General features: G+C 63.1%; 22 protein-coding genes. 9 read left to right on the top strand and 13 right to left on the bottom strand.

Annotation, left to right across the window (positions count from 1 at the left end; translation table 11 throughout):
• Positions 1 to 13: 13 nt before the first annotated feature.
• Positions 14 to 3,193, top strand: coding sequence for an efflux RND transporter permease subunit (locus AC19YR_RS03345; RefSeq protein WP_095108510.1), 3,180 nt, complete (start codon positions 14 to 16; stop codon positions 3,191 to 3,193).
• A complete protein-coding gene (locus tag AC19YR_RS03340) occupies positions 3,190 to 4,611 on the top strand; it encodes an efflux transporter outer membrane subunit (protein ID WP_095108511.1) in 1,422 nt (473 codons plus the stop codon). The genes AC19YR_RS03345 and AC19YR_RS03340 overlap by 4 nt, the downstream gene beginning before the upstream one ends.
• Positions 4,612 to 4,751: 140 nt before the next feature.
• Here the strand turns inward: AC19YR_RS03340 and AC19YR_RS03335 are convergent, their stop codons facing one another.
• Positions 4,752 to 5,699, bottom strand: a complete 948-nt coding sequence (locus tag AC19YR_RS03335) for a pirin family protein (RefSeq protein WP_095108512.1) — start codon at positions 5,697 to 5,699, stop codon at positions 4,752 to 4,754.
• A 214-nt stretch (positions 5,700 to 5,913) separates the two neighbouring features.
• Between AC19YR_RS03335 and AC19YR_RS03330 the strand changes: the two genes are divergently transcribed.
• Both AC19YR_RS03330 and AC19YR_RS03325 read left to right on the top strand, forming a co-directional pair.
• Positions 5,914 to 6,813, top strand: a complete 900-nt coding sequence (locus tag AC19YR_RS03330; RefSeq protein ID WP_095108513.1) for a bestrophin family protein — start codon at positions 5,914 to 5,916, stop codon at positions 6,811 to 6,813.
• 79 nt (positions 6,814 to 6,892) lie between these two features.
• A complete protein-coding gene (locus AC19YR_RS03325) occupies positions 6,893 to 7,948 on the top strand; it encodes a tetratricopeptide repeat protein (protein WP_500597136.1) in 1,056 nt (351 codons plus the stop codon).
• A 180-nt stretch (positions 7,949 to 8,128) separates the two neighbouring features.
• Here the strand turns inward: AC19YR_RS03325 and AC19YR_RS03320 are convergent, their stop codons facing one another.
• The 5 genes from AC19YR_RS03320 to AC19YR_RS03300 form a co-directional block, all read right to left on the bottom strand.
• Entirely contained in the window at positions 8,129 to 8,506 is a 378-nt protein-coding gene (locus AC19YR_RS03320) for a response regulator (protein WP_500597135.1), read from the bottom strand.
• 78 nt (positions 8,507 to 8,584) lie between these two features.
• Positions 8,585 to 9,766 carry a hybrid sensor histidine kinase/response regulator gene (locus tag AC19YR_RS03315; protein ID WP_500597133.1) on the bottom strand — a complete coding sequence of 394 codons (1,182 nt, stop codon included), beginning with the start codon at positions 9,764 to 9,766 and terminating at the stop codon, positions 8,585 to 8,587.
• Complete coding sequence (locus tag AC19YR_RS03310; RefSeq protein WP_500597131.1) at positions 9,760 to 10,365, bottom strand: chemotaxis protein CheB; 606 nt, start codon at positions 10,363 to 10,365, stop codon at positions 9,760 to 9,762. The genes AC19YR_RS03315 and AC19YR_RS03310 overlap by 7 nt, the downstream gene beginning before the upstream one ends.
• The gene (locus AC19YR_RS03305; protein WP_095108517.1) at positions 10,362 to 11,177 is read right to left on the bottom strand and encodes a CheR family methyltransferase; all 816 of its coding nucleotides are present in this window, start codon (positions 11,175 to 11,177) and stop codon (positions 10,362 to 10,364) included. The genes AC19YR_RS03310 and AC19YR_RS03305 overlap by 4 nt, the downstream gene beginning before the upstream one ends.
• Positions 11,178 to 14,669: a response regulator gene (locus tag AC19YR_RS03300; RefSeq protein WP_500597130.1), complete on the bottom strand. Its 3,492-nt coding sequence runs from the start codon at positions 14,667 to 14,669 to the stop codon at positions 11,178 to 11,180.
• 259 nt (positions 14,670 to 14,928) lie between these two features.
• Between AC19YR_RS03300 and AC19YR_RS03295 the strand changes: the two genes are divergently transcribed.
• The 3 genes from AC19YR_RS03295 to AC19YR_RS03285 all read left to right on the top strand — a co-directional run bounded on the left by AC19YR_RS03295 (position 14,929) and on the right by AC19YR_RS03285 (position 18,156).
• Positions 14,929 to 15,315, top strand: a complete 387-nt coding sequence (locus AC19YR_RS03295; RefSeq protein WP_500597128.1) for a response regulator — start codon at positions 14,929 to 14,931, stop codon at positions 15,313 to 15,315.
• A gap of 192 nt (positions 15,316 to 15,507) precedes the next feature.
• Positions 15,508 to 16,803, top strand: coding sequence for a glycosyltransferase family 4 protein (locus AC19YR_RS03290; protein ID WP_500597126.1), 1,296 nt, complete (start codon positions 15,508 to 15,510; stop codon positions 16,801 to 16,803).
• Positions 16,804 to 16,938: 135 nt separating this feature from the next.
• Positions 16,939 to 18,156, top strand: coding sequence for a hypothetical protein (locus AC19YR_RS03285; protein ID WP_500597125.1), 1,218 nt, complete (start codon positions 16,939 to 16,941; stop codon positions 18,154 to 18,156).
• Between the two features lie 72 nt (positions 18,157 to 18,228).
• On the opposite strand, the gene AC19YR_RS03280 is transcribed toward AC19YR_RS03285, so the two are convergent.
• A complete protein-coding gene (locus tag AC19YR_RS03280; RefSeq protein WP_500597124.1) occupies positions 18,229 to 19,530 on the bottom strand; it encodes an OprD family porin in 1,302 nt (433 codons plus the stop codon).
• A gap of 250 nt (positions 19,531 to 19,780) precedes the next feature.
• On the opposite strand from AC19YR_RS03280, the gene eco reads away from it, so the two are divergent.
• Positions 19,781 to 20,263, top strand: coding sequence for a serine protease inhibitor ecotin (eco, locus tag AC19YR_RS03275; RefSeq protein WP_500597122.1), 483 nt, complete (start codon positions 19,781 to 19,783; stop codon positions 20,261 to 20,263).
• Here eco and ilvA read toward each other — a convergent pair.
• The 6 genes from ilvA to AC19YR_RS03245 form a co-directional block, all read right to left on the bottom strand.
• On the bottom strand, positions 20,212 to 21,270 hold the full coding sequence (ilvA, locus tag AC19YR_RS03270) for a threonine ammonia-lyase, biosynthetic (protein ID WP_500597120.1): 1,059 nt from the start codon (positions 21,268 to 21,270) through the stop codon (positions 20,212 to 20,214). The genes eco and ilvA overlap by 52 nt on opposite strands.
• A 203-nt stretch (positions 21,271 to 21,473) precedes the next feature.
• Positions 21,474 to 22,625 carry a PQQ-dependent sugar dehydrogenase gene (locus AC19YR_RS03265; protein ID WP_500597119.1) on the bottom strand — a complete coding sequence of 384 codons (1,152 nt, stop codon included), beginning with the start codon at positions 22,623 to 22,625 and terminating at the stop codon, positions 21,474 to 21,476.
• A 25-nt stretch (positions 22,626 to 22,650) separates the two neighbouring features.
• Entirely contained in the window at positions 22,651 to 22,965 is a 315-nt protein-coding gene (locus AC19YR_RS03260; protein ID WP_500597117.1) for a hypothetical protein, read from the bottom strand.
• A 156-nt stretch (positions 22,966 to 23,121) separates the two neighbouring features.
• Positions 23,122 to 24,021 carry a lipid A hydroxylase LpxO gene (gene lpxO / locus AC19YR_RS03255; protein WP_095108611.1) on the bottom strand — a complete coding sequence of 300 codons (900 nt, stop codon included), beginning with the start codon at positions 24,019 to 24,021 and terminating at the stop codon, positions 23,122 to 23,124.
• A 229-nt stretch (positions 24,022 to 24,250) separates the two neighbouring features.
• A complete protein-coding gene (locus AC19YR_RS03250; RefSeq protein ID WP_095108526.1) occupies positions 24,251 to 24,625 on the bottom strand; it encodes a GFA family protein in 375 nt (124 codons plus the stop codon).
• Positions 24,622 to 25,425 (bottom strand): class I SAM-dependent methyltransferase, encoded by an 804-nt coding sequence (locus AC19YR_RS03245; protein WP_095108527.1) that lies wholly within the window; start codon positions 25,423 to 25,425, stop codon positions 24,622 to 24,624. Before AC19YR_RS03245 ends, AC19YR_RS03250 begins: the two co-directional genes overlap by 4 nt.
• Before the next feature lie 204 nt (positions 25,426 to 25,629).
• Between AC19YR_RS03245 and AC19YR_RS03240 the strand changes: the two genes are divergently transcribed.
• Positions 25,630 to 25,956, top strand: a complete 327-nt coding sequence (locus AC19YR_RS03240) for a DUF2388 domain-containing protein (RefSeq protein ID WP_095108528.1) — start codon at positions 25,630 to 25,632, stop codon at positions 25,954 to 25,956.
• Positions 25,957 to 26,281 lie beyond the last annotated feature (325 nt).

The following is a 26,281-nucleotide window of genomic DNA, read 5'->3' as shown; positions in this document are numbered from 1 at the left end:
GACGACACTTGCGATGAATTTTTCCCAGTTCTTTATTTCCCGGCCGATCTTTGCCGCAGTGCTATCGCTGCTGATCCTGATCGCCGGTGCAATCTCGCTGTTCCAACTGCCCATCAGCGAATACCCGGAAGTCGTACCGCCCACCGTGGTAGTGCGCGCCAACTTCCCCGGCGCCAACCCCAAGGTCATCGGCGAAACCGTGGCCGCGCCTCTGGAACAGGCGATCACCGGGGTGGAGAACATGCTGTACATGTCCTCCCAGTCCACCGCTGACGGCAAGATCACCCTGACCATCACCTTCGCCCTGGGCACCGACCTGGACAACGCCCAGGTGCAGGTGCAAAACCGCGTGACCCGCACCCAGCCCAAGCTGCCCGAAGAGGTGACGCGCATCGGGATCACGGTGGACAAGGCCTCACCCGACCTGACCATGGTCGTGCACTTGACCTCGCCGGATAAGCGCTACGACATGCTCTACCTGTCCAACTACGCCTTGCTCAACATCAAGGACGAGTTGGCGCGCCTCGATGGTATCGGTGACGTGCAGTTGTTCGGCATGGGCGACTACTCCCTGCGGGTGTGGCTCGATCCGAACAAAACCGCCTCGCGCAACCTCACCGCCACCGACGTGGTCAACGCCATCCGCGAGCAGAACCGCCAGGTTGCCGCCGGCGCCCTGGGCGCGCCACCCGCGCCGAGCGCCAGCAGTTTCCAACTGTCGGTCAACACCCAGGGGCGCCTGGTCACCGAGGAAGAGTTCGAGAACATCATCATTCGCGCCGGCGACGACGGTGAAATCACTCGCCTCAAAGACATCGCCCGCATCGAACTGGGCTCCAGCCAATACGCCCTGCGCTCGCTGCTCAACAACCAACCGGCAGTGGCGATCCCGATCTTCCAGCGCCCGGGCTCCAACGCCATCGAGATCTCCAACGACGTTCGGGCAAAAATGGCCGAACTCAAAAAAGATTTCCCCGAAGGCATGGACTTCAGCATCGTCTATGACCCGACGATCTTCGTGCGCGGCTCCATCGAAGCAGTGGTGCACACCCTGTTCGAGGCCCTGATTCTGGTGGTGCTGGTCGTCATTTTGTTCCTGCAAACCTGGCGCGCCTCGATCATCCCCCTGGCCGCCGTGCCGGTGTCGTTGATCGGTACCTTTGCCGTGATGCACATGTTCGGCTTCTCCCTCAACGCCCTGTCGCTGTTCGGCCTGGTGCTGGCCATCGGCATCGTGGTCGATGACGCCATCGTGGTGGTGGAGAACGTCGAACGTAACATCGGCCTGGGGCTCAGCCCGGTAGACGCCACCAAGCGGGCGATGCGCGAAGTGACCGGGCCGATCATCGCCACGGCGCTGGTGCTGTGTGCGGTGTTCATTCCAGCGGCCTTCATCAGTGGCCTGACCGGGCAGTTCTATAAACAGTTCGCCTTGACCATCGCCATTTCGACGGTGATCTCGGCCTTCAACTCCCTGACCCTGTCCCCGGCCCTGGCGGCGGTGTTGCTCAAACCCCATGACGCGCCCAAAGACCGTTTCTCCAAGGTTCTGGACCGTTTGTTCGGCGGCTGGTTGTTCCGCCCGTTCAACCGTTTCTTCGACCGCGCCAGCCATGGCTATGTCGGCACCGTGACCCGGGTCATCCGCAGCAGCGGCATTGCCCTGGTGCTGTACGCCGGGCTGATGGTGCTGACCTTCTTCGGTTTCTCCAGCACCCCCACCGGTTTCGTGCCGCCCCAGGACAAGCAATACCTGGTGGCCTTCGCCCAACTGCCGGATGCCGCGAGCCTGGACCGCACCGAAGACGTCATCAAGCGCATGTCCGAGCTGGCCCTCAAGCAGCCTGGCGTGGAAAGCTCGGTGGCCTTCCCCGGCCTGTCGATCAACGGTTTCACCAACAGCCCGAACAACGGCATCGTCTTCGTCATCTTGAAGCCATTCGATGAGCGCAAGGACCCGAGCATGTCGGCCGGTGCCATTGCCGGCGCCCTGAACGCCCAGTACGCGGACATCCAGGAAGCCTACATGGCGATCTTCCCACCGCCGCCGGTACAGGGCCTGGGCACCATCGGCGGGTTCCGCCTGCAAGTCGAAGACCGCGCGGGCCTGGGTTATGAGGAACTGTACAAAGAAGTGCAGAACGTCATCGCCAAGAGCCACAACGTGCCGGAGTTGGCCGGGTTGTTCACCAGCTACCAGGTCAACGTGCCCCAGGTCGATGCCGCCATCGACCGCGACAAGGCCAAGACCCACGGCGTGGCCATCACCGACATCTTCGACACCCTGCAGGTTTACCTCGGCTCGCTGTACGCCAACGACTTCAACCGTTTTGGCCGCACCTACCAGGTCAACGTCCAGGCCGAGCAGCAGTTCCGCCTCGAACCTGAGCAGATCGGCCAGTTGAAAGTGCGCAACAACAAAGGCGAGATGATCCCGCTGGCGACCTTCATCAAGGTCAGCGACACCGCAGGGCCGGACCGCGTGATGCACTACAACGGCTTTGTCACCGCCGAAATCAACGGCGCGGCAGCCCCCGGCTACAGCTCCGGCCAGGCCGAGGCGGCCATCGAAAAACTGCTCAAGGAAGAACTGCCCAACGGCATGACCTACGAATGGACCGAGCTGACTTACCAGCAGATCCTCTCGGGCAACACGGCGCTGTTCGTCTTCCCGCTCTGCGTGCTGCTGGCGTTCCTCGTGCTCGCGGCCCAGTACGAGAGCTGGAGCCTGCCGCTGGCGGTGATCCTGATCGTGCCCATGACCCTGTTGTCGGCCATCGCCGGGGTCATTGCCTGGGGCGGTGACAACAACATCTTCACCCAGATCGGCCTGATCGTACTGGTGGGCCTGGCGTGTAAGAACGCGATCCTGATCGTCGAGTTCGCCAAGGACAAGCAAGAGGAAGGCATGGACGCCTTGAGCGCGGTGCTCGAAGCCTGCCGCCTGCGGCTGCGGCCGATCCTGATGACCTCGTTCGCCTTCATCATGGGCGTGGTGCCCCTGGTCTTCTCCAGCGGCGCGGGGGCGGAAATGCGCCACGCCATGGGTGTAGCCGTGTTCTCTGGGATGTTGGGGGTGACCTTCTTCGGCCTGCTGCTGACCCCGGTGTTCTACGTACTGATCCGTAATTTCGTGGAGCGCAGCGAAGCACGCAAAGCGGCCAAGGCCCTGATACTGGAGGCACGCCCATGAGCCCCAAAGCCTTCCTGCCCAGCCTGTTGGCCCTGGCCCTGAGCGCGTGCGCCGTGGGCCCGGACTACTCGACACCGGCCACCGAAGCGGCCCACATCACGGCCGCCACCGACGGCGCGGCCGGCCAGAAGAACTTCGACCGTGCGCGGTTCGAGGGCATCTGGTGGCAGCAGTTCGACGACCCGACGTTGAACCAATTGGTCAGCCAGTCGCTGCAAGGCAACCGCCAGTTGCGCGTGGCGTTTGCCCGCCTGCGGGCGGCGCGGGCGATCCGCGATGACGTCAGCAATGACGCCATGCCCACCATCACCAGCCGCGCCAGCAGCGACCTGGGCAAAGGCCAGGTGCCGGGGCAAACCGAGCGCCGCGTTAACAGCGAACGCTACGACCTGGGCCTGGACATGGCCTGGGAACTGGACCTGTTCGGCCGCATCCAGCGCCAATTGGAAGCCAGCGACGCCGAGCAGCAAGTGGCCGAAGCCGACCTTTACCAGTTGCAAGTGACCCTGATTGCCGAACTGGTGGACGCCTACGGCCAACTGCGCGGCGCCCAACTGCGCGAGGGCATCGCCCTGGCCAACCTGAAGAACCAGCAGGACTCGCGCAAGATCACCGAAAGCCTGCGCGATGCCGGCGTCGGCGATCAGCTTGACGTGGTCCGCGCCGATGCGCGCCTGGCCTCGGTGGAAGCCAGCGTGCCGCAATTGCAGGCCGAGCAGGCGCGCCAGCGCAACCGCATCGCCACCCTGCTGGGCGAACGCCCGGACAAACTGAGCGTGGACCTGAGCCCGGCGACCCTACCCGCCATCGCCAAGGCCTTGCCCATTGGCGACCCGGGTGAACTGCTGCAACGCCGGCCCGACATCGCCAGCGCCGAACGCAAACTGGCCGCCGCCACCGCCCGCATAGGCGTGGCCAAGGCCGATTTGTTCCCACGGGTCAGCCTCAGCGGCTTCCTGGGCTTTACCGCCGGGCGCGGCTCGCAGATCGGCTCCTCGGCGGCCAACGCCTGGGCGCTGGGCCCGAGCATCACCTGGGCGGCGTTCGACCTGGGCAGCGTGCGCGCCCGTTTGCGCGGCGCCGATGCCGAAGCCGAGGGCGCCCTGGCCAGCTATGAACAGCAGGTGTTGCTGGCCCTGGAAGAATCGGAAAACGCCTTCAGCGACTACGGCAAGCGCCAGCAACGGCTGATCTCGCTGATCCGCCAAAGCGAATCGAGCCGCGCCGCCGCTGACCTGGCCCAAATCCGCTACCGCGAAGGCACCGAGGACTTCCTCGTGCTGCTCGACGCCCAGCGCGAACGCCTGGCCGCCGAAGACGCCCAAGCCCTGGCCGAGGTGGACCTGTATCGCGGCATCGTCGCCATCTACAAAGCCCTGGGCGGCGGCTGGCAACCCGAGACCCTGGCCCGTAATTAACCCCTGAGTTGCTCCTTTGGTTGGCCGCAACCAACCAAACCTTTGCCCCGCGAATCATTCGATCGCGGGGCTTTTTTTTGCGTCTCAAACCGCCATCGCGAGCCATCCAGCGCCCGCAGGGGATTGCTCGCGGCCTGTGCTCAAACCTTCTGCCACGGCAGGTCCGGGGCCGTCAGCCGGGGGCCGTCGAAGCCTTCTACCTCGCCAAAGCGTTGCAGGTCACCCTGGTTCCAGGCCTCCAGGGCCAGGACGATGTCCACTTTGCTGTGGCTGACGAAGTTCCAGAACATGTAGATCTCCTCCTCGAACGGCGCGCCGCCCAGCAGCAGGGCACGGGCGCCGTCGCGGGTGTGCAGTTGCACCTCGTCCAGGCCCCGGCCCAGATAGGCCAGTTCATTATTGGCGAACATCTGGCCGTTAACCTGAAGCGCCCCGTCCAGGGGCAGGATGCCGTACTCGAAGGTAGGGTCCAGGGCCAAGCGCGCCTGGGCCGCGCCTTCGGCCAGCAGGTCCAGGCCCACCAGCGGTGTGTAGACCTTGCTCGGTGCCTGGCGCCCGGCGAAGTGCCCGGCCAGCAAGGTGATGTGCAGGCCACCTTCATCCCACTGGGGCAAATCCGGGTAATGATCGAACGCCGGCGCGCAGTCGGCGTGGCTGGCGGGCAAGGCGATCCACAACTGCGCGGCGTGCAGGCGCCGTTCTTCGGGCAGGGACTCTTCGGTGTGGACGATGCCGCGCCCGGCAGTCATCAGGTTGACCTGGCCAGGGCGCACCACTTGCTCGTTGCCCAGGCTGTCGCGGTGCAGCACTTGGCCTTCGATCATCCAGGTGAACGTCTGCAAGCCAATGTGCGGATGGGGCCCCACCCGCAAGCCGCCCAGGGGCTCGAACAGCGCCGGGCCGGCATGGTCGAGAAAACACCAGGCGCCGATCTTGCGCCGCTGGCGCGAAGGCATCAGGCGACTGACCGGGATACCGCCACCCACCTCGGCGGTGCGGGCGGTGATGCGCTGGATCTGCCGCTCGCCGTCCTCGCTGGGGCAGTCAGAGGAAAGGGACAGGGAAGGTTTGGGGTCTTGGTTGCTCATGGGAAATCCTTCTGTGAATGCGCCATGGACCGCTGCCTGTAGGTAGAAAGCGAGCTTGCCCGCGCCGGGTTGCCACGACAGCAGCATTGATTAAGGAGAATCCATTAATAGATCTTATCGATCAAGCCGTCAGCCAAAGCGATTGGACAAGCCCTAGGGGCGATCCTACTCTGGCGGGGCCACGAAAGCCTCCCACTGGGTAAATCCTGCACCGATGATCGTTCGCCCCAAGCCCAACCTGGTCAGCATCCTGTTCTCCCTCAAGGGCTCGATTGCCCGGCGTATCGCCTTGCGTAGCCTGCTGGTGACGTTGCTGGCGTCGGTGATCGTGTTGATCGAAACCCTGCACCCGGCCTATTTCGCCAAGGTCAGCGCCACGCCCTTCACCCTGCTGGGGCTGTCGCTGTCGATCTTCATGAGTTTTCGCAACAACGCCTGCTACGACCGCTGGTGGGAGGGCCGCAAGCAATTGGGGCAGTTGATTATCGAAGTGCGTTCGCTGATCCGCGAAAGCCAGGTGATCGCCGACCCGCAGGTGCGCGAAGCGCTGCTGCGTGAACTGTGCGGCTTCGCCCATGGCCTGATTGCGCGGCTGCGCGGCGAGGCCGAGCACGCGGCCATCGCGCCCTGGGTGCAACCGGCGGTGGACAACGCCCACCCCAACCTCACCGACAGCCTGCTGCAACGCATCGGCGCACGCTGCTCGCGCCTGGCCGAGCAAGGCCTTATCAGCGACTGGCGCTACACCCAGCTCGAATCGCGCCTGGTCAGCCTCAGCGGCGTGCAGGCCGGTTGCGAGCGGATCAAGAGCACGCCGCTGCCCTTCCCCTACACCCTGCTGCTGCACCGCACCATCTACCTGTTCTGCATCCTGCTGCCATTTGCCATGGCCGAGCCTCTGGGCTGGATGGCGCCGATCTTCACCGCCGTGGTCAGCTACACCTTTTTTGGTCTGGACGAAATCGGCGACGACCTCGAAGACCCCTTCGGCTTCGACGAAAACGACCTGCCGTGCGATGCCATCGTACGCACCCTGGAACGGGAAATCCTCGCCGCACTGGGCCACACCGACCTGCCACCAGCCCTGGAACCCAAAGACTTCGTCCTCACTTGAACACCGGGGTTTGACTCGCAGCGCGCTCTGGCCGAAGCTTGGCCCCCTGCGCAAAACCCGCCCGCGCCCGGATACCTGCATGTTCAAGCCCCGCCGTCACCTGTTGATCTGCCTATCGCTGGTAGTGGCCGCGGGCGTTGCCTGGCTGCTGTTGCGCGATACCACCCCCGACGTGGCCCCGGCGGTCAAGCACGGTTTCAACAAGGCCCTGGCGCAGGCGCGCAATGGCCAACCCGGCGCGGCGCGGGTGCTGTACCAGCAATTTGCCCGCAGCGACCTGCCCGACAGCCGCCGCGTGCGCCTGCATGCCGAACTGCCCAACTACCCCAGCCCCCAGGCCTTGAAACTGGCGGACAAAGACTTGCACCACCCCTCCCCAAAGGTGCGCCAAGCGGCGATCCAGAGCGTCGTAGCCTTGGTGCCCGGGGGGCCACGCAGCCTGTTGCTCGGGCCGCTGTTGGACGACCCCGAGCAAAGCGTGCGGTTTGCCGCCGCCAGCGCCTTGCTGGGGTTGTCGCCGGATGACCTGGGGTTGTACTTCGGCCCCTTGCAGCAGGTGCTGGAGGAGTACCAAGCCGTACTCAAGGCCAGGCCCGACGACGTCGACAGCCAATACCTGTTGGCGCGCCTGTACCTGCACAACGCCGACCTCAAGGCCGCGCAACAGGCCCTGGAACGGGCCTTGCGCCTTGAGCCGGATAACTTGCGCGCCGTGGTGCTGCAAGTGGAAGTGCTCGACAAACAAGGCCAGGGCGACGCCGCCCGCCAGTTACTGGCGCGGCAACTGCAAGCCCATTCCGACTCGGCCTACCTGCAACACGCCCTGGGCATGTGGCTGCTGCAACACGGCCAGGGCGAATACGCCTTGCTCGGCCTGTCCCGGGCGGTGGAGCTGGAACCGGACAACCCCCATTACCGCTATGACCTGGCCACCACCCTGCACGACGAGGGCGAGTTGCAAGCGGCGCAAAAGCAGTTGCAAGAGATCGTCCAGCGCCAACCCGCCAACCGCAAGGCGCGGGTGCTGCTTATCAATTACTGGAAAGAATCGGGGCAGTTGCAGAACGTTCAGGTGCTACTGGCCTTGCTGGAACAGCAAAACCCCGATGACCCGGCGTTGCAGCAGGGGTTGTAGAAGGGGCCGCCATCGCGAGCAGGCGCGCTCCCACAGAGGAAAAATCAAAATCCCACCCACACCACCGTTCAACTGTGGGAGCGGGCCTTGCCCACGATGAGGCTGGCACAGCCGACACCGGTCTACCCGCAATCATGCCGCTATCGCGGGCAAGCCCCCACATACAGGGTGGGCGTGCACTCAGGCGAGCATGTCCTGCATGATTTCCTGCAGCACATCGAGGTCAAAGGGCTTGGCCAGGATCGGCGCCTTGAGGGCGATGGGGCTGCCGGATTCGCGGATTTCCTGAGGGTAGCCGCTGATGAAGATCACTTTCAGTTCCGGGCGCAGCTTGACCGCCGGTTCCGCGATCTGCACCCCGGAAATGCCGCCCGGCAGGCGGAAGTCGGTAATCATCATGTCCAGGTGCGGCTTGGTGGCGAGGATCTGGAACGCCTGTTCGCCGTTTTCCGCCTGAAGCACCCGGTAGCCTTCCCCGGACAGGTAAGCCGCCAGCACCATCAGGATCGAGGGGTCATCTTCGACGATCAGTACAACGTCTTGCGCATCTTCACTCATGGGACGCCTTTGTTCGGTCAATTGCTGCCGGATACGACCACCCGGTCACGCAGAGGTTGCGTCGCCCGGCGCTGTTTTTCACAGCGGCAGGCTCACGCGAAATAAAGCACCTTCGTGGATCCGGCTCTCCACGTCGATGGTGCCGCCATGGGCCGCGACAATCTGCTCGGAAATGAACAGCCCCAACCCCAGGCCCGCCACCACCGTTTTGTCCGAAACCCGCTCGAACTGGGCGAAGATGCGCCGCTGGTTCTCTTCGCTGATGCCGATGCCGTTGTCCTGCACTTCCACCCGCGCCTCGCGGCCGGCGCAGTATACGCGCACTTGGATCAGGCTTTTACCGCCATAGCGCAAGGCATTGGTCAGCAAGTTGGACACCACTTGCTCGATGCGGAACTCGTCCCAGTCGCCCTCCACCGGCTCCGGCGCGTCAAGGCTGACCGAGCATTCGGCGGCCTCGATCTGCGCGGCAAAGCCTTGCAGCAGGTTACGCACCAATTGCGCCAGGTCGAAGCGGCTGGGGCGGATGGACAATTTGCCGGTGCGGATGCGCGACACGTCGAGCATGTCTTCGATCAGGCGGATCAGGCTTTTGATCTGCCGTTCATCGCGGTCGACCATGGCGTGCATCTTGTCCAGGCTGAACGCCGCCGCATTGCCCCGGGCCAGGTGCATCTTGCGCAACTGGGTTTCCAGGATCAGCCCGTTCAACGGCGTGCGTACCTCATGGGCGACGATGGACATGAAGTCATCGCGCATGCGCACCGCTTGCTGCAGTTCGTTCTGGGTGGCCTGCAAGCGCTCCAGCAGGGCCTGTTGCTCGCGACGGCTCTGCTCCAGGGCTTCGACCTGCTGCTTCATGGCCTTGCTCTGGCGGTACAGGTCGACGAACACGTTGACCTTGCTCTTCACCGCGTGGATATCCAGGGGCTTGTGCAAAAAGTCCACGGCGCCGCTTTCATAGCCCTTGAAGGCGTAGTTGAGCTCACGCCCGGCGGCGCTGACGAACACGATGGGGATGTTCTTGGTTTTTTCCGTGCCGCGCATCAGCTCGGCCAGCTCGAAGCCGTTCATGCCCGGCATCTGCACGTCGAGGATGGCCAGGGCAAATTCGTGCTGCAACAGCAGCGACAGGGCCTCGTCCGCCGACAGCGCCTTGTACACCGTGCGGTCCTCACGCTTTATCAGGGCGTCCAGGGCCAGCAGGTTCTCCGGCAGATCGTCGACGATCAACAATTTGGCTTGGATCGGGCTCAGCATGCGATGTGTTCCAGTTCGGCCAGCAGACGGCTGATGCCGCGCAGCGGGAGGACATAATCCGGTTGGTGCAGCGCCAGCGCCGCCGCGGGCATGGTGGCAACTTGTGCCTCTTGGGGGTCTTGCACCACGGTCAGGCCCCCGTATTGCTTGACTCGCGCCAGGCCCCGGGCGCCGTCGTGGTTGGCGCCGGTCAACAACACGGCGGCCAGGCCCGGGCCGTAGGCGTCGGCGGCGGACTCAAAGAGGAAGTCGATGCTGGGCCGCGCGTAATGCTCGCGCGCCTCCAGGCTCAACGACAGGCTGTGGTCCTGCTCCACCGACAGGTGATAGCCGGGCGTGGCCACGTACAACGTGCCCGCCTCGATGGGCGCCTTGTCGTCGGCCTCACGCACCGGGATCGGCAGGCGCCGGGCGAAGACGTCCACCAGTTGGCTGCGCGCCTGGTCGGGCAAATGCAGCACGATGATGATCGGCAGTTTAAAACCCGCCTGCAACTCGCTGAAAACGCTCAATAAGGCCTCGACCCCACCGGCCGAAGCACCGATCACGATAGCCTCGATCCGAGGCAGGGCACTGCCCTTGACGACGTCGTCCTTCATAGTTTGCGGTAGATCCGTTGTTGTTTGACCAAAGGCTCGAAACGCTTGCCGTAGGCCGAAAATTCCAGGGTCTCCTTGCTGCCCAGCACCAAAAAACCACGGTGGCAGAGGGATTCGTGGAACAGCCCAAAGGCGCGATCCTGAAGTTTTTTATTGAAGTAAATCAACACATTGCGGCAAGAAATCAACTGAGTTTCTGAGAATACGCTGTCGGTCGCCAGGCTGTGGTCGGCGAAGGTCACGTTCTCCATCAGGCTCTTGTCGAAAATCGCGTAATCATAGGCCGCGGTGTAGTAGTCGGCGAACGAACGTTCCCCACCCGCCTGCTGGTAGTTATGGGTGTAGGCGCGAACGTTCTCCAGGGAAAAGATCCCCTGCTTGGCCTTCTCCAGCGAGTGCGGGTTGATGTCGGTGGCATAGATGATGGTGCGTTCGAGCAAGCCTTCCTCACGCAGCAGGATGGCCATGGAGTACACCTCCTCCCCGGTGCTGCACCCGGCGATCCAAATCTTGATCGAGGGGTAGGTCTTGAGCAGCGGCACCACTTCCTGGCGGATCGCCAGAAAGTGCGCCGGGTCGCGGAACATCTCGCTGACCGGGATCGTCAGCAGTTGCAGCAACTGCATGAACATCGCCGGGTCGTGCAGCACCCGCTCCTGCAATGCGGAGATGGTCTTGCACTCGAACTGCTTCAAGGCGTGGTTGACCCGGCGCTTGATGGATGCGCCGGAGTAATCGCGAAAGTCATAGCTGTACTTGAGGTAGATCGCTTCAATCAGCAGCCGCAGTTCAATTTCGGTATTTCGCTCCACTTAGATACGTTCCATCTTCGGTAACCACACGCGAATCAGCGAGAACAGGCGATCCAGGTCGATGGGCTTGGCCAGGTAATCGTTGGCGCCGGCCTGCAGGCAGCGCTCTTGATCGTCCTTCATGGCCTTGGCCGTGACCGCGATGATCGGCAGCTTGCGCCAGCGCGGGTCCTTGCGGATCTCGATGGTGGCTTCAAAACCGTCCATCTCCGGCATCATCACGTCCATCAACACCAGGTCGATGTCTTCCACTTCCTCCAGTTTCTCAATCGCCTCACGGCCGTTACGGCCGATCACGACAATTGCCCCTTTGTGCTCCAGGGCGCTGGTGAGGGCGAAGATATTGCGTACATCGTCGTCCACCAACAGCACTTTGCGCCCCTCGAAGACCTTGTCGCGGCTGCGGGCGGTCTTGAGCATCGTTTGCCGTTCATGGGACAACCGCGATTCGACTTTGTGCAGAAATAACGTCACTTCATCGAGCAAACGCTCGGGCGAGCGCGCGCCCTTGATGATGATCGAGCGCGAATACTTGCGCAGTTCGCTCTCTTCATCGCGGGTCAGGTTACGCCCGGTGTAGACGATCACCGGCGGGAACGAGCGGATGTCCTCGGTGGACATGCGCTTGAGCAGGTCATTACCCAGCATATCCGGCAGCTTGAGGTCGATAATCATGCAGTCGTAGACGTTGCTGCGCAGCAGGTCCAGGGCTTCTTGGGCCAGGCCAACGGCAGTGATCTCGATGTCATCGTCGCCGATCAGGCGGGCAATGCTATCGCGTTGCAGGTCGTCGTCCTCCACCAGCAGCACGCGCTTGACCTTCTGCGTCAGCTTGGCCTCCAGGCGCGCGAACACGTCCTTGAGCTCTTCGCGGGTGGTGGGTTTGACCGCGTAGCCGATGGCGCCCATGTGCATGGCGGCCTCGACCCGGTCTTCCACGGAGATCACGTGTACCGGGATGTGGCGGGTCTGGGCGTGCTCCTTGAGGCGTTGCAGCACCGTCAGCCCGGAGTGATCGGGCAGGCGCATGTCCAACAGGATCGCGTCGGGGATGAACTGCTCGGCCAGGTTGTAACCCTCGTCCGCGCCGTGGGCGACCAGGCAGTGGTAACCCAGCTCATGTGCAAGATCGAAGAGGATGCGCGCAAAGTTCGGCTCATCCTCCACCACCAGGATGCAGCGGGTGGCGAACGGCGCTTTGTCGCGATCGTCGGCGAACCGGGCGATTTCCACATCGTGTACCACCGGCAGCGGCGAGACCCGCACCGTCGCCGGCATTACCGCGGCGCTGCTGATTTTCGTCGGTTCGCTGGGCTGCTCGCCCTGCTCGACGTACTGCAACGGCAGCACCAGGGTGAAAATGCTGCCCTTGCCCGGCTCGCTGGTGACCGCAATGGAGCCGCCCAGCATGGCCGCCAGGTCGCGGGAGATAGACAAGCCCAGGCCGGTGCCGCCGTAACGGCGGTTGGTGGTGCCGTCGGCCTGGCGGAACGCCTCGAAAATGCTTTCTTGCTGGTCGGCGGCAATGCCAATGCCCGAATCGCACACGGCAAAGGCAATGGCGCCGTCGTCCTGGGCCGTGACCGTGAGGCTGACCGCGCCGCGTTCGGTGAACTTGACCGCGTTGGACAGCAGGTTCTTGAGGATCTGCTCCAGGCGCTGACGATCAGTGAACAGCAGTGTCGGGGCACTGGCGGCCAGATTGATCTCAAACTCCAAGCCCTTGTCACCGGCCAGGGGCTCGAACATCCCGCGCAGGCCATCCACCAGGCGCGCCACGTGGGTGTTTTCCGGGCGCACGTCCAGCTTGCCGGCCTCGACCTTAGAAATGTCGAGGATGTCGTTGATAAGGTTGAGCAAATCGTTGCCCGCCGAGTAAATCGACTCGGCAAACTTGACCTGCTCGGCGCTGAGGTTTTCCTGGGGGTTCTCCGCCAGCAGCTTGGCCAGGATCAGCGAACTGTTGAGGGGCGTGCGCAGTTCGTGGGACATGTTGGCCAGGAACTCGGACTTGTACTTGCTTGAACGCTGCAACTCCAGGGCGCGCTCTTCGAGCTGCACTTGGACCAGGCTCAACTCGCCGTTTTTCACGTCCATGGCATCGCGCTGCTCCGCCAGGGCCAGGGCCTGCTCGGCCAATTGTTCGTTGGTTTGCTCCAGCTCCACTTGCTGGGTTTCCAGGTGAGCCTGGGATTCCTTGAGGATGCGTGATTGTTCTTCCAACTCTTCGTTGGCGGTCTTGAGTTCTTCCTGCTGCACTTGTAGCTCTTCGTTGAGCTGCTGGGTCTCGGCCAGCACCTCCTGCAAGCGCTGGCGGTAACGGGCAGCTTCGATGGAGGTGCCGATGTTGTCGGCGATCAGCTCCAGCAGCTCCACATCGCGGTCGGTGAGCGGGCGCAAGAAGCCCAGCTCCAGCGCGCCGTTGATCTGCTCGTCGTTGCTCAGGGGCACCACCAGCACACTGCGCGGGGTGCCTTCGCCCAGGCCGGAACTGACCTTGAAGTAGTCCTCGGGTACGTCATCGAGGCGGATCAAACGGTCCTGGGCCACGGCTTGGCCGAGCACGCCTTCACCGACGAACACCGTCTCACCGTGCGCTTCCTGCTCGCGGGAGAAGCCATAGGACGCCACCCGGAGCAGGCCGCCGTGCTCTTCGCGTACGTACATGGCCGCCACGGCGCTGCCCAGGTACTGGGCGCAGAACTGCAAAATATTGCGCCCCAGAATATTGAGCGTCAGTTGCCCCAGCACTTGCTCGGCCAATTCGGTCTGGCCATTGCGCAGCCAGGCCTGCTGTTCCAGGCGTCGCGCACTCTTTTGTTGGGACGCCAGGTTTGCGCTGTAACTGGTTGAAAGATTGACCAAATCGCGGCGGCCGATAAACGCCAGCAACCCGCTGATGCCCAACACGAACAGCAAATACAGGCTGATGGTCAGAATCGTGGTGTGGCGCACGTCTTCGTTGCGGTTGACGCGCAACTGCTGCTCCATGGCCACGAAAGTGTCGAACTCACTGCGCACCTCATCGGTCAGACGCTTGCCACGCCCGGCCTGCACCGCGCCGCGGTAATCACCATTGGCACGGCGCAGGTTAATCATCTCTTGGGCGAAGTTGTCCCACTCGGCCTGCAAGGCTGCCAGGCGCTTGAGGCGGTCAACCTGGGGCGGGTTGTCGGCCACCAGTTCCTGCAAACCCTTAAGGTCGGCCATGATCCGCGGCCGCGCCACTTCATAGGGGTCAAGGAAGTGCTCGTCGCCGGTAATCAGGAAGCCGCGCATGCCGGTTTCCTGATCGATCATCAGCTTCACCGTCTCATTGGCGTTGTTGATGACCCGGTCGGTGTGCTCCACCCACTGGATCACCGACAACAAATAGGTAATCAGGGAGACGAAAAACACCGCGCTCAGCACGCCAACGCCCAGGGGCAGGCTGACGTTGCGGCTCAGGAGTTTGCGAAAACTCTGTTCATCGACCGACGGCGAAAGGGTCATGTGCAGGCCTTGGTGAAGGGTTAAAAACCAGGGAGTTTGCCCCATGCACGGGCAAAGCAGCTATTTTTCTGACAATGTTAGGCGCATTTTCCTATGCGTCACTGCCAGAAATCACGCGCAGCGGTTATTCTGAGCCTGCCTGTACGGTCGGATTTTTTTGTACAACTTCAGGAACTTGTGACAATTGGCGGCTTACTTAAGCAAGAAGCCGATCCATCGCAGCGCCGGCACACCTTTTTCCTTTATCGAGAGCCCGACCATGTCCACCACTGCCTCCACCATCCTCGTCGTCGAAGACGATCAAATCGTGCGCATGCTGATTGTTGATGTCTTGGAAGAACTGGCATTCAAGGTGCTGGAAGCGAAAAACGGCCAAGCGGCGCTCGAGCTGGTGCAGGACCGGGGCCAGACCATTGACCTGCTGATGACCGACGTCGGCCTGCCGGACATCGACGGCAAGAAACTGGCCATCCAGGCCCAAGGGTTTCGCCCGCAATTGCAGGTGTTGTTCGCCAGCGGCTACGCCGAAAACCTGGTCGTACCCGACGGCATGCACCTGATTGCCAAACCCTTCTCCATCGACCAGTTGCGCGACAAAGTCAGTGCCATCCTCGCCCTCCGATCCCAGGCGCCGTGCGCGCGGTAAGGCTTATGTAGCAAGCGGGCTCGCCCGCGCTCGGCTGCGCAGCGGCCGTAAAAAACCGGCGAGGCGCCGTACCGCTGAAGGGGCGCCATGTACCCCGGCGCGGGCAAGCGCGCCTGCTACAAAAAAGAGTTCGTGTGGTTTAATTGCGACCTTTTCGCGTCCTGCGCCCTGCCCGTTCCTAGGAATTCCCTGATGATCCCGTCTGCCACCACCCAAGTGCTGGTCATTGGCTATGTGTGGCCCGAGCCGCGTTCTTCGGCCGCCAGCGGCCATGTCATGCAAATCCTCGAAGCTTTTTTGCAGCAAGGCTGGGCGGTCACCTTCGCCAGCCCCGCAGGGCCCGGAGAGCATAAGGCCGACCTAACCGCCCTGGGCATCCGCGAATGCCCGATCGAGCTCAATAACAGCAGTTTCGACGACTTTGTCCGCGAACTAGCCCCCGATATCGTGCTGTTTGACCAATTCATGATGGAAGAGCAGTTCGGCTGGCGCGTCGAGCAGCAGTGCCCCGACGCCTTGCGCGTGCTGGAGACATCTGACCTGCAAAGCCTGCGCCACGCCCGCCACCAGCGCCTCAAGGAGCGCCTCAAGGCCAGCGATGACGGTGACGATTTCAGCCAGTTGTTCGCCCTGGCCCCGGTCGACGAGTTCCGCTTGATGGCCGATACCGACCTGGCCAAGCGGGAAATCGCCGCGCTGTACCGCTGCGACCTGAACCTGATGATTTCCGAGGTGGAAATCGAGTTGCTGGTAAATCAGTTCAAGTTACCGCGCACCTTGCTGCACTGCTGCCCGCTGATGCCCGACAGCCCACCCCACCACTTCGTGCCGTTCGAGGAGCGGGCGCATTTTTTGACCATCGGCAACTTCCGCCACGCGCCCAACTGGGACGCAGTGCTGTGGATGAAGACCAGCCTGTGGCCATTGATCCGCCAGCAACTACCCGGCGCCCAGCTGCACATCTACGGCGCCTACACCCCGCCCAAGGCCACCGCCCTGCACAACCCGGCCCAGGGCTTTCATGTGATGAACTGGGCCGAAGACGCCTTGCAGGTCATGAGCGCGGCACGCATCTGCCTGGCGCCGCTGCGTTTTGGCGCCGGGATCAAGGGCAAGATCGTCGATGCCATGCTCTGCGGCACGCCCAACGTCACCACCCCCATCGGCGCCGAAGCCATGGCCGGCGACCTGCCCTGGCCCGGGGCCATTGCCGACAGCGCCAGCACCCTGGCCGCCGCCGCCGTGCAGTTGTACCAGGACCGCGCCCTGTGGACCGAGGCGCAACAGCGCGGGCGGGATCTGCTGGCGGCGCGCTACAGCAAGCAGGCCCATGGCGCGGCCCTGATCGAACGCTTGCAAGCCTGCCGCCAGGACCTGGCGCAACGTCGGCGCGATAATTTCACCGGCAGCATGCTGCGCCACCATCACCACAAAAGCACCCAGTACATGGCGCAGTGGATCGAGGCGAAGAACCGCGCCGGCCAGTGATCCAGAGGCGATTTTCACGGGCGCTTTACTTCATTTTCACGGGGCGCACAAGCTGTCAACTCTGACAGTTGCGGCCCCGTGCCAGTACCGCGTAGGTTCAGGTCACCCACTCCGGGCTCAACCCAAGGAATGACCATGAACAGCCAATGGAAGGCTCGCGACTTAACACGCCCCTTGTTTTTCAGCCTCTGCGTTGTCTTGCCCCTGTCCGCCGCCCACGCCATCAGCCTGCAAGACGTCGGCCCCACCGGCCCAGGGCAAACCGAAGCGTTGAGCGTCAATTTCAACGGCGACATCGTCGGCTCACAGCTCTCCACCGCCGCCAACAGCCAGGTGTGGGTGGCGACGCTGCCCAACCCGGCCGTGTTCCTCAAGCCGTTGATCGCCAACACCCAATGCGACACCACTTTTCTGCGGGTAGCCAACAACCGCACCATCGTCGGCGTTTGCCCCGGTTTGCTGGGCGGTAAGCAAGGGGTGATCTGGAATGCCAGCAACCCAGCAGCCAACCCGACGCGGCTGATGCCTTTGCTGCTGCCAGAGGTCGGCTTGCGTAGCAACCCCACCGCGATCAACCGCAATGGCGAAGTGGCTGGCGTGAGCATCGGCGCACTGGGCACCAAGGCCGCGGGTTGGCCGGCGGGCAGTGGCACCGCGTTCGCGATCTCCAATATTTTCGATGGCTGCATGCCCGTTGACCTCTCGGAGGTCTACAGCAGCGGCAAACCGGTAGTAGCCCTCAACTGCCCCAACGCCTCTGGTGCGATGCGCGGCCACGCGGCCGTCAACGGCGCCGGTGGCTACACCCACACCCTGCTGCCGGTGCCCGCCGGCGCCAGCCGTTGCGTGGCGGTAGGGGTCAATAACAACTTCCAGTACACCGGCACCTGCTACTTCCCGGGCAATGTCACCAAAGCCACGTTTTGGAACAACGCCACCGCCACCCCCAGCACCTTTGCCCTGGTGCCCGGCGTGACCAGCACCACCGCGTTCGCCCTCAACGAGACCGCCAAGGTCTATGTCAGCTACCAGGACACCTCGGGCAACCCGGCCGCCGCCTATTGGGACCCGGTGGGCAGTTTTGTCACCGTGATCCCCCCGCCGCCCACCTACAACAACGTGTACCTGGCCGATATCGCCCAGGACACGATCAAAGTCGCCTTCAACAGCTACGCCGCAGGGTTCTACCGCTGCGCCATCTGGAGCCCCTCGGCCGGCACACAAATCATCGATAACCTGCTGGCGGGTAACGCATGCCGCCTCTACGCCATGTCCACCAATGGCCAATACGTGGCGGGCGGGGCCACGGATAACACCGGGGTGAGAAAAGGCGTGATTGCCATCACCCCGTGAACGTTCATCAGCCCGGTGCCGAGTGCCACGGGCAGGCCTGGCATTAAAACCCCAGGCCTGCCCGCAACCTTCCTACAACAGCGAAAAGTTGTAGCTGACGATCACCCGGGTTTCATCCATATCCCGGGCAAACTTCTCGTAGTTACTGCGGTAAGTGGCGTTGCGTAAGCGCAGGCTGACGTCCTTGAACGTGCCGCTTTGCACGATGTACTTGAGTTCGCTGTCGCGTTCCCATTCCTTGCCTGGCTGGTCGCTGCCGGGGACTTTGATGTGGTCGCCGCTGACGTAGCGGGTCAGAAAACTCAGGCCGTTGAGGCCGATGGCCTTGAAGTCGTAGTCGTAACGCAGTTGCCAGGAACGCTCCTGGGCGGCGGCAAAATCGTTGACCTGCACGTAGTTGACCAGGTTGGGGTTGCTGCCATCGAGGTACGGCATTGAATTGTCGCCGTTCATGCGCTGCCAGCCGACGCTGACTTTATGGCCGTTGAGGCCGTAGCCCAGCATCGTGCTGAGGGCGCGGTTATCGATGCGCCCGGCGTTGGCGGCGCCGCTGTCGGCGCTTTTGAGCAAGCGCACATCGGCGCTCAGGCTGCCGGCGCCCAACGGTTGGTTAGCGAGCAGGCCGATGAAGTGCTGGCGGTAGATGTCTTCCAGTTCGGCGTAGTGGTACTGGCCGCTGAGGCGCTCGTTGAAGCGGTAGTCCAGGCCGTACATGTCAAAGTGCTCGGCGGTAACGTTGCAGGCGTAGCGCTTATTCTTGCAGTGCACGCGGATGTCCTGGGCGTCGGTGGAATCCCGGGCGGTGTAGTGATCCAGGCGCGCAGCCATCACGGTGAGGTCCTTGACCTCGCGGGAGCTGAGCATCGCGCCATTGAACATCGTCGGCAGCAGGCGCCCGTCGTTGTACTTGAGCAGTGGCAGGTCGGGCAGCAGCGCACCGTACTTCACGACGGTCTCGGAGACCCGGGCCTTGGCGGTCAGGCCCAGCTTCGCGTATTGGTCCTTGGAACCGCGCGGGTTCTGCCCACTGGAGGGCAGCAGGCCGCTGTTGCTGCTGTCGGCGCTGGAGTCGAGCTTGAGGCCGAGCATGCCCAACGCATCCACGCCAAAGCCGACCGTGCCTTGGGTGTAGCCCGATTGCAGGTTGAGGATAAAACCCTGGGCCGCCTCTTCACGCTTGGATGCACCCTGGTCGCTGGCGGTGTGGCCGTCGCGAAAGTCCCGGTTGAAGTAGACGGTGCGCGATTCCAGCTTGGCGCTGGCGTCATCGAAAAAGCCCGCGGCCCGCACCTGGGCAGTAAAACCGGCGCACAGCAGCAGCGCACCGAAACCCAGGGTCTGGCGCGCGGGGGTGAAGCAAAAAGGGGGACGCATGCAAAAAGCTCCAGCGGTATTGCCTTGCGCCAGGCCTGGCCCGGCGCAAACAACGGTCCGTCCAACGCGGCGCAGTGCCGTGAAGGAAGGTTCAAATCAAAGGGGTGAAGGCAAATGATGGCAGAAGGCTTGTAGGTACCCCACCCGACCTTAGTCGCAAACGGCGACGGCTGCGGTTTGCATTGCCTCGGCCGGCCAGTAAGAATGCCCACCCCCATACACCGCGCAATCCCACCCGCCAGGAGGCCTTATGCGCTTATCGATACGCTCCCTTCCCACTGCCCTATTGCTGGCAACGACCTGCACCCAGGCCCTGGCCGCCAAGCTCGAAGACGTGGCGCCCTATCCCAAGGCCGACAGCGGTTTCACCCGCTCGGTGATCCGCCTGCCCGAGCAAAGCCAGGAAGACAACTACAAGGTCGAGATCCTCGCCGGCAAAACCCTGGAGGTAGACTGCAACCGCCAACGCCTGGGCGGCGACCTGCAGGAAAAGAACCTCGAAGGCTGGGGTTACCCCTTCTATCGCCTCGACAGCGTGATCGGCCCGATGAGCACCCAGATGGCCTGCCCCGACAGCAAGGGCAAGTTCGCCTTCGTGCCGGTGGTCGGCGACGGTTACCTGCTGCGCTACAACAGCAAACTGCCCATCGTCATCTACGCGCCCAAGGACATCGAGGTGCGCTACCGCCTCTGGTCGGCTTCGGCCAGCGTCGGCAAAGCCGTGGCCGAGTAAGCGGCGTCGTACACCGCCGCACGCTCGGCGACGTGGCGCAGGCTGTCGAAATTGATGTTGGCGCCGGAGTCGATCGCCACCAGGGTCTGGCCACAGGCCCCGGTGCGCGCCACGTACTGCTTGATCCCCGCCACCGCCAACGCACCCGACGGTTCAGTGATGGAGCGGGTGTCGTCGTAGATGTCCTTGATGGCCGCGCACAGTTGGTCGTTACTCACCGTCAGCACTTCGTCCACATGGTTGCGGCACACCTCAAAGCCATAGGCGCCGATCTGCGCCACCGCCACGCCATCGGCGAATGTGCCGACGCTGGGCAGCACCACCCGCTCCCCGGCCGCAAGCGCCGCGTGCAGGCATGCCGAATGCTCGGATTCGACGCCGATGATGCGGATCTCGGGCCGCAGGTATTTGACGTAGGCGGCGATACCGGCGATCAAGCCACCGCCGCCCACCGGCACGAAGATCGCGTGCAGCGGGCCCGGGTGCTGGCGCAGGATCTCCATGGCCACGGTGCCCTGGCCGGCGATCACGTGGGGGTCGTCGAAGGGCGAGACAAAGGTGCAACCACTGTCCTCGGCCAGGCGCAGCGCATGGGCCAGGGCAAAGGGGAAGCTCTCGCCGTGCAGCACTGCGTTGGCACCGCGGCTGCGCACGCCGAGTACCTTCAACTCGGGCGTGGCGCAAGGCATCACGATAGTGGCCTTGATGCCCAGCTCCCGCGCCGCCAGCGCCACGCCCTGGGCATGGTTACCTGCCGAGGCGGTGACCACACCCCGCAGCCGCTGCGCCGGGGTCAGTTGCACCAAGCGGTTGTACGCCCCGCGAATCTTGAAGGAAAAGGTCGGTTGCAAATCTTCGCGCTTGAGCAGGACTTGGTTGCCCAAGGCTTGGGACAACGCCGGCGCCGCTTGCAACGGCGTACACACGGCCAGGTCGTAAACCGGTGCGGCGAGGATTTTTTTCACGTAGGACTCAAGCAGGTCGGGTCCGGGGGTGTGGTCGGGCATGAGGCGCTCCTGGTGCTTGTGCAAAGCCCTGGAGACAGAAAGAGAAAACCCGCCTCTAGGGCGGGTTGGGTGCAGCCGTCAGCTAACCCGCCAAATAAGGAATGGCGGTAATAATGCTGGGCTGGCTACGCAGTACGGGGAAAGTCATGGGCTGAACTTAAACCGCGCCATGATGGCGAGTCAATGGCCAATTTCCCCCGCCGCTATTGCAGGCCCACCCGATACAGGGCGCCCTGGTCTTCGTCGGTCAGCACATAGAGGTACCCGTCCGGGCCCTGGCGCACGTCGCGGATGCGCGACTTCAGCTCGCCGAGCAAACGTTCTTCATGCACTACCTGGTCGCCGTCGAGTTGCAGGCGGATCAGCTCTTGCGAGCCCAATGCGCCGATGAACAGGTTGTGCTGCCAAGCCCTGAAGCGATCGTGGTCATAGAACGCCATGCCACTGATGGCTGGGGACTTTTCCCACACATGGTGCGGCGCCAGGGTGCCTTCGACGCGGCTTCCCTGGGCTTCGGGAATCGCCAGCCCCGAATAGTTGACGCCATGGGTAGCCAGGGGCCAGCCGTAGTTGCTGCCACGCTCGACGATGTTCACCTCATCGCCGCCACGGGGGCCGTGTTCGTTGACCCACAGGGCGCCGGTCCAGGGGTTGAGGGCCGCGCCCTGGGGGTTGCGGTGGCCGTAAGACCAGATTTCCTCGCGCACGCCGGGTTGGCCGACGAAGGGGTTGTCGTCCGGCACCTTACCGTCGGGGTACAGGCGCACCACCTTGCCTTGCAACTTGTCCAGGTCCTGGGCGGTGGCCCGTTCGTTGTTTTCCCCCAGGGTGATGAACAAGGAGCCATCACGGTCGAACACCAGGCGCGAGCCGAAGTGGTTGCTGGTGGACAGCTTTGGGGCCTGGCGAAAGATCACCTGGAAGCCCTTGAGGCCGCTCAAATCTGCGGCCAGGCGCCCGCGCCCCACCGCCGTGCCGGCCTTAGCGCCCTCGCCGCCGCCCTCGGCGTAGGCCAGGTAGACCATGCGGTCGTCCTTGAAAGTGGGCGACAGCACCACGTCCAGCAAACCGCCCTGGCCCTTGGCCCAGACCTCGGGTACGCCGCTCAGCGGCTTCGACACCTTCCCCGCCGGGCTCACCAGGCGCAGGTTGCCCGCCCGCTCGGTGACCAGCATGCCTTGCCCCTCGGGCAGGAACGCCAGCGCCCAGGGGTGTTGCAAGTCGCCCGCCACGCGGGTCGCGGTGAGCGGGCCGAGCTCGCTATGCAATGGGGTTTCTGGTGCTGCCAGGGCAGGTGCAGCACCTGCCAACAACGCGCCAGCACAGAGGCTGACCAAAAGGGTTTTACGCAACATGTACAGTTCCTTCTAAAAAATTTGCTTAACGTGCCGGGTGAGCCGGCGTTTGCAGGCGGGGTGCGGGCGCGGTGTTGTCCGGGGTACGCGGGTAGCCGTTGCCGACGCCACCGTTGGGCACGCTCGGCGAGCGGGGCACCGGCACCGTGTTCGGCGCCCGCAGCGGCGGCGCGCTCGGTTGCGTGCCTTGCAGGCTGTTGGGGTTGGCCCGGCGAATCGGGCTGTTGTAGGGGTTGGAGCTATTGGCCCCCGGCAGGTTTTGCGCCAGCCACAGGGGCGTTTCAGCCTGGGCCAGGGCGGCCATGGCCCACAGGCTCAAAGCAAGTACACAGCGGTTCATGGCTGCCTCACAAACACGGGAAGACACAGGCTTGGAGAACAGACTAGGCGCGCGGTTCGAATTTTAAAGCGAACAGTGCCGGGCAGATGTAACAAGAACTGTGGCGACTGGCGGCCTAAGGCTGAATGGCGGCCGCCGGGCCACGATGGGAGGGAGTCAAATGAGGATGAAGATCGCCAGCAGTGCGCCGAAGATCGCCCACTTTTCCAGGTAATAGCGTGCGCGATTGCGTTTTTTCAGCTCTTTGCCCCGCAAGCGGATCTTGTACAGGCGGGTAAAGGCGCGGTTAAGCCCGCCGGTCTTGTCCCCGGCATCGTTGGGCGCACCCGCCGCCGCCATCACGGTGCGGCTGAACCAGCGGTTGAACGCCGCCGCCCAGCGATATTTCATCGGCCGCTCCACGTCGCAGAACAGGATGATGCGGTTCTGTGACGTGGTGTTTTCGGCGTAATGGATAAAGGTTTCGTCGAACATCACCGCCTCGCCGTCGCGCCAGTGGTAGCGCTCGCCGTCGACCTCGATGTAGCAACCCGGGTCGTTGGGGGTATCCAGGCCCAGGTGATAGCGGTACGAGCCGGCATAAGGGTCGCGGTGGCGCACCAGTTTCGACCCCGGCGGCAACTCGGCGAACATCGCCGCCTTGATGCTGGCAATGCCTTGCACTAACTCCGTGGTGCGCGGGCACAGCTTCATGGCCGAGGGGTGGCTGTCGCCGTACCACTTGAGGTAGAAGCGCTTCCAGCCGCTTTTGAAAAACGAGTTAAACCCCACATCGTCGTACTGCTGCGAGCGCTTGATCTCACCGGCCCTGAGCAGGTTCTGCCCTTCGCGGCGAATTTCTTCCCAATGGGTTTGCAGCGCCTCAAGCTCGGGGAATTCGGCCGGGTCCAGGTACGGGCGGTTGGGCTTTTTTGAGAACAGGTAAAGAAAGCAGTTGATCGGCGCGAGGAAGGTGGAATGGTCGCTTAACTGGCGGCCGATCTTATGCCGCACACGGCCGCGAAAATGCACATAAGCGATGGATAAAAGGTAAAGGCTGGCGATGATGAGTTTCACGGTGTAGGTCACAAGTCAGAGAACAACAGGCTGCTGTAAAAAAATGCAGCGTCCGAAAGCGAAAATTCCGGCAATGAATGAGGACAAGCGAGGCTCGGATATCACCATTCAATAGCCAATGGCCGTTATTTAGCCACAATCTGTAACAACAGGTTAACGCTCAATTGTTAAAGACTGTCCGGGACTTTCGCCGGGTAGACATCCGCGCATTAGCCTGCGCAACGGCCACTCAGGGGTGCCAACCGGGCGGGCAACCGTCGGCAAAAGAGTGGGATTGCGGCTGCAAGGCCGGTTGCACCGGCTGATCGAAGCTGCCCAGTAACAGCGCCACCACAGGCTCGTCGTCCAGTGCGCCCAGGGTGCTACCGCACACGGGGCAGAAGGCGCGGCTCGAATAGTCCGAGGACCGGTAACGCGCAGGCTCACCGCCCTCGCCCGTCCACTGCACCGCGCCTTTGGGGAACTCCACCCAGCACAGGGTCAAGGCCCCGGAATGGCGCTGGCAGTTGCGGCACGAGCAACTGTGGGGGTTGAGCGCCTCGCCACGGGCGGCAAAACGCACCTGCCCGCACAGGCAGCCTCCTTCGTACACCGCCGCGCTCACGCCTTGACCGCCATCAGGGTGTAGCTCATGGGCAACTGCGCCACCTGGTCTTCGTACTGGTCGTAGAGTTCCTCCCGGTTGGAGTGCGGGTACTCCTTGAAATGGCTGATCTGCAACCCGGCGGCGATGGCGGCGCCGAAGATGTCGCCCAGGGTGTGCACGAACCAGTAGGACGCCGGGCTTTTACCCTCGGCCTTGCCCTCGTAGACGATGGCTTGCTCTTGCACGAATGGCTCACGGCGGAAATACGAGGTGGCCAAGGCAAAGGGCTCGGCGGCTTCAGGCTCGAACATCTCCAGGAACGGGTGGGTTTCATAGATCACCAACGTGCCGCCGACCTTGAGGGTGGCAGCCACCTGGGTAAAAAACCCGGCGATGTCCGGCATCCAGCCCAGCACGCCGATGGTCACCAGCGCCAGGTCGAAGCGATTGTGCAGCTCAACCGGCAGCGCATAGACGTTGGCTTCCACCAACTCCAGAGCGTGGGGCGAACGGGCCGTTAACTCACGGGCCTGCTCCAGGAACTCATGGGCTTGATCCACCCCCACCACATGGCGCGCGCCCAAGCCGAACAGCGACAGGCACTCGCGGCCATTGTTGCAACCCAGTTGCACCGCCTCCTTACCCGCCACCCCAACACCCAGCAGCACCTCGCTCAGCGTCTCATCCAGGCAGGAAAACCGCGGGCCGGTGACGTCCGCCAACAACCGCTGCCAACCCTCGGTGCCCTTATGGTGCCGGGCCGAGTCGTTCCAGGCGTCGCGGTTGCTGGTGATGATGCGCGGGTCGTGTCTGTCCATGAGGGATGCTGTCCTTGAGATATCGCGGGGCCGGGCTTCAACGCTGCTGACAAGCCACCGCACAGCGCACCGCCTCCGGCAAAGGGCACAGTTGTAAAGACTGCGCGGGGAAATGGCAATGTGAAATCACCGGGACAGTGTCGCAAGCCCCCTGCTCTGCTATCGTGCCGCCCTCAAAGCGCACTGCAATGGAAGTACCGAAGAATGGACTTATGCAAAGCCCTGGCGATTGCCCTACTGGCGTCGATCGGCACACAGGCCACGGCAGCCGAAAACAACAACCCGTTCCAAGCCGCGCTGATGCTTACCACCATCGTGCCGGCCGTCATCATCTCTGGCGCTACGGCAGCCACATCCAGCATTCCTGATCTTTTCAAGTCAGCCAAAGGCGATGCACTGGCGTTCATTGGCTCTGACGGCCAGATCCGTGGCGCGGAGTTTGAGCAGGCGTCCCGGTACTACCGTTCGGCCTACCGCTCTCCCCTGATGTCCGACGCGCAGTTGGCCCAGGCCATCGCCACCACTTTCTAAAAAAACTCCCGAACCCGGCCCAGCGCCATTTTTGGGGGGGGGGCGGCCTATCGGTGCTTACCCGCTCCCGCTTACTCCTTGCGAGGACCAGGATGACATTTACGGTCGGTGCGTATGCCTGTGCGCCAAGCAAGGGAGGTATGTGGATCAGGACGAGCAGTGTTACAATCGCGCTCTTTAAGTCCGCACTTAGCGCCCTCGGTCTCCGCGAGCGGCGCCAATACGACACGCGCCACACCTACACGACGATGTGCCTGACGGCCGGAATGAGCCCCGCGTTCATTGCCAGCCCACTTGGCCACAGCGTCGAGATGCTGCTTTCAAC

The organism is Pseudomonas sp. MF08817, from assembly GCF_059862705.1.
This window is presented reverse-complemented; position numbering and strand designations above follow the sequence as displayed.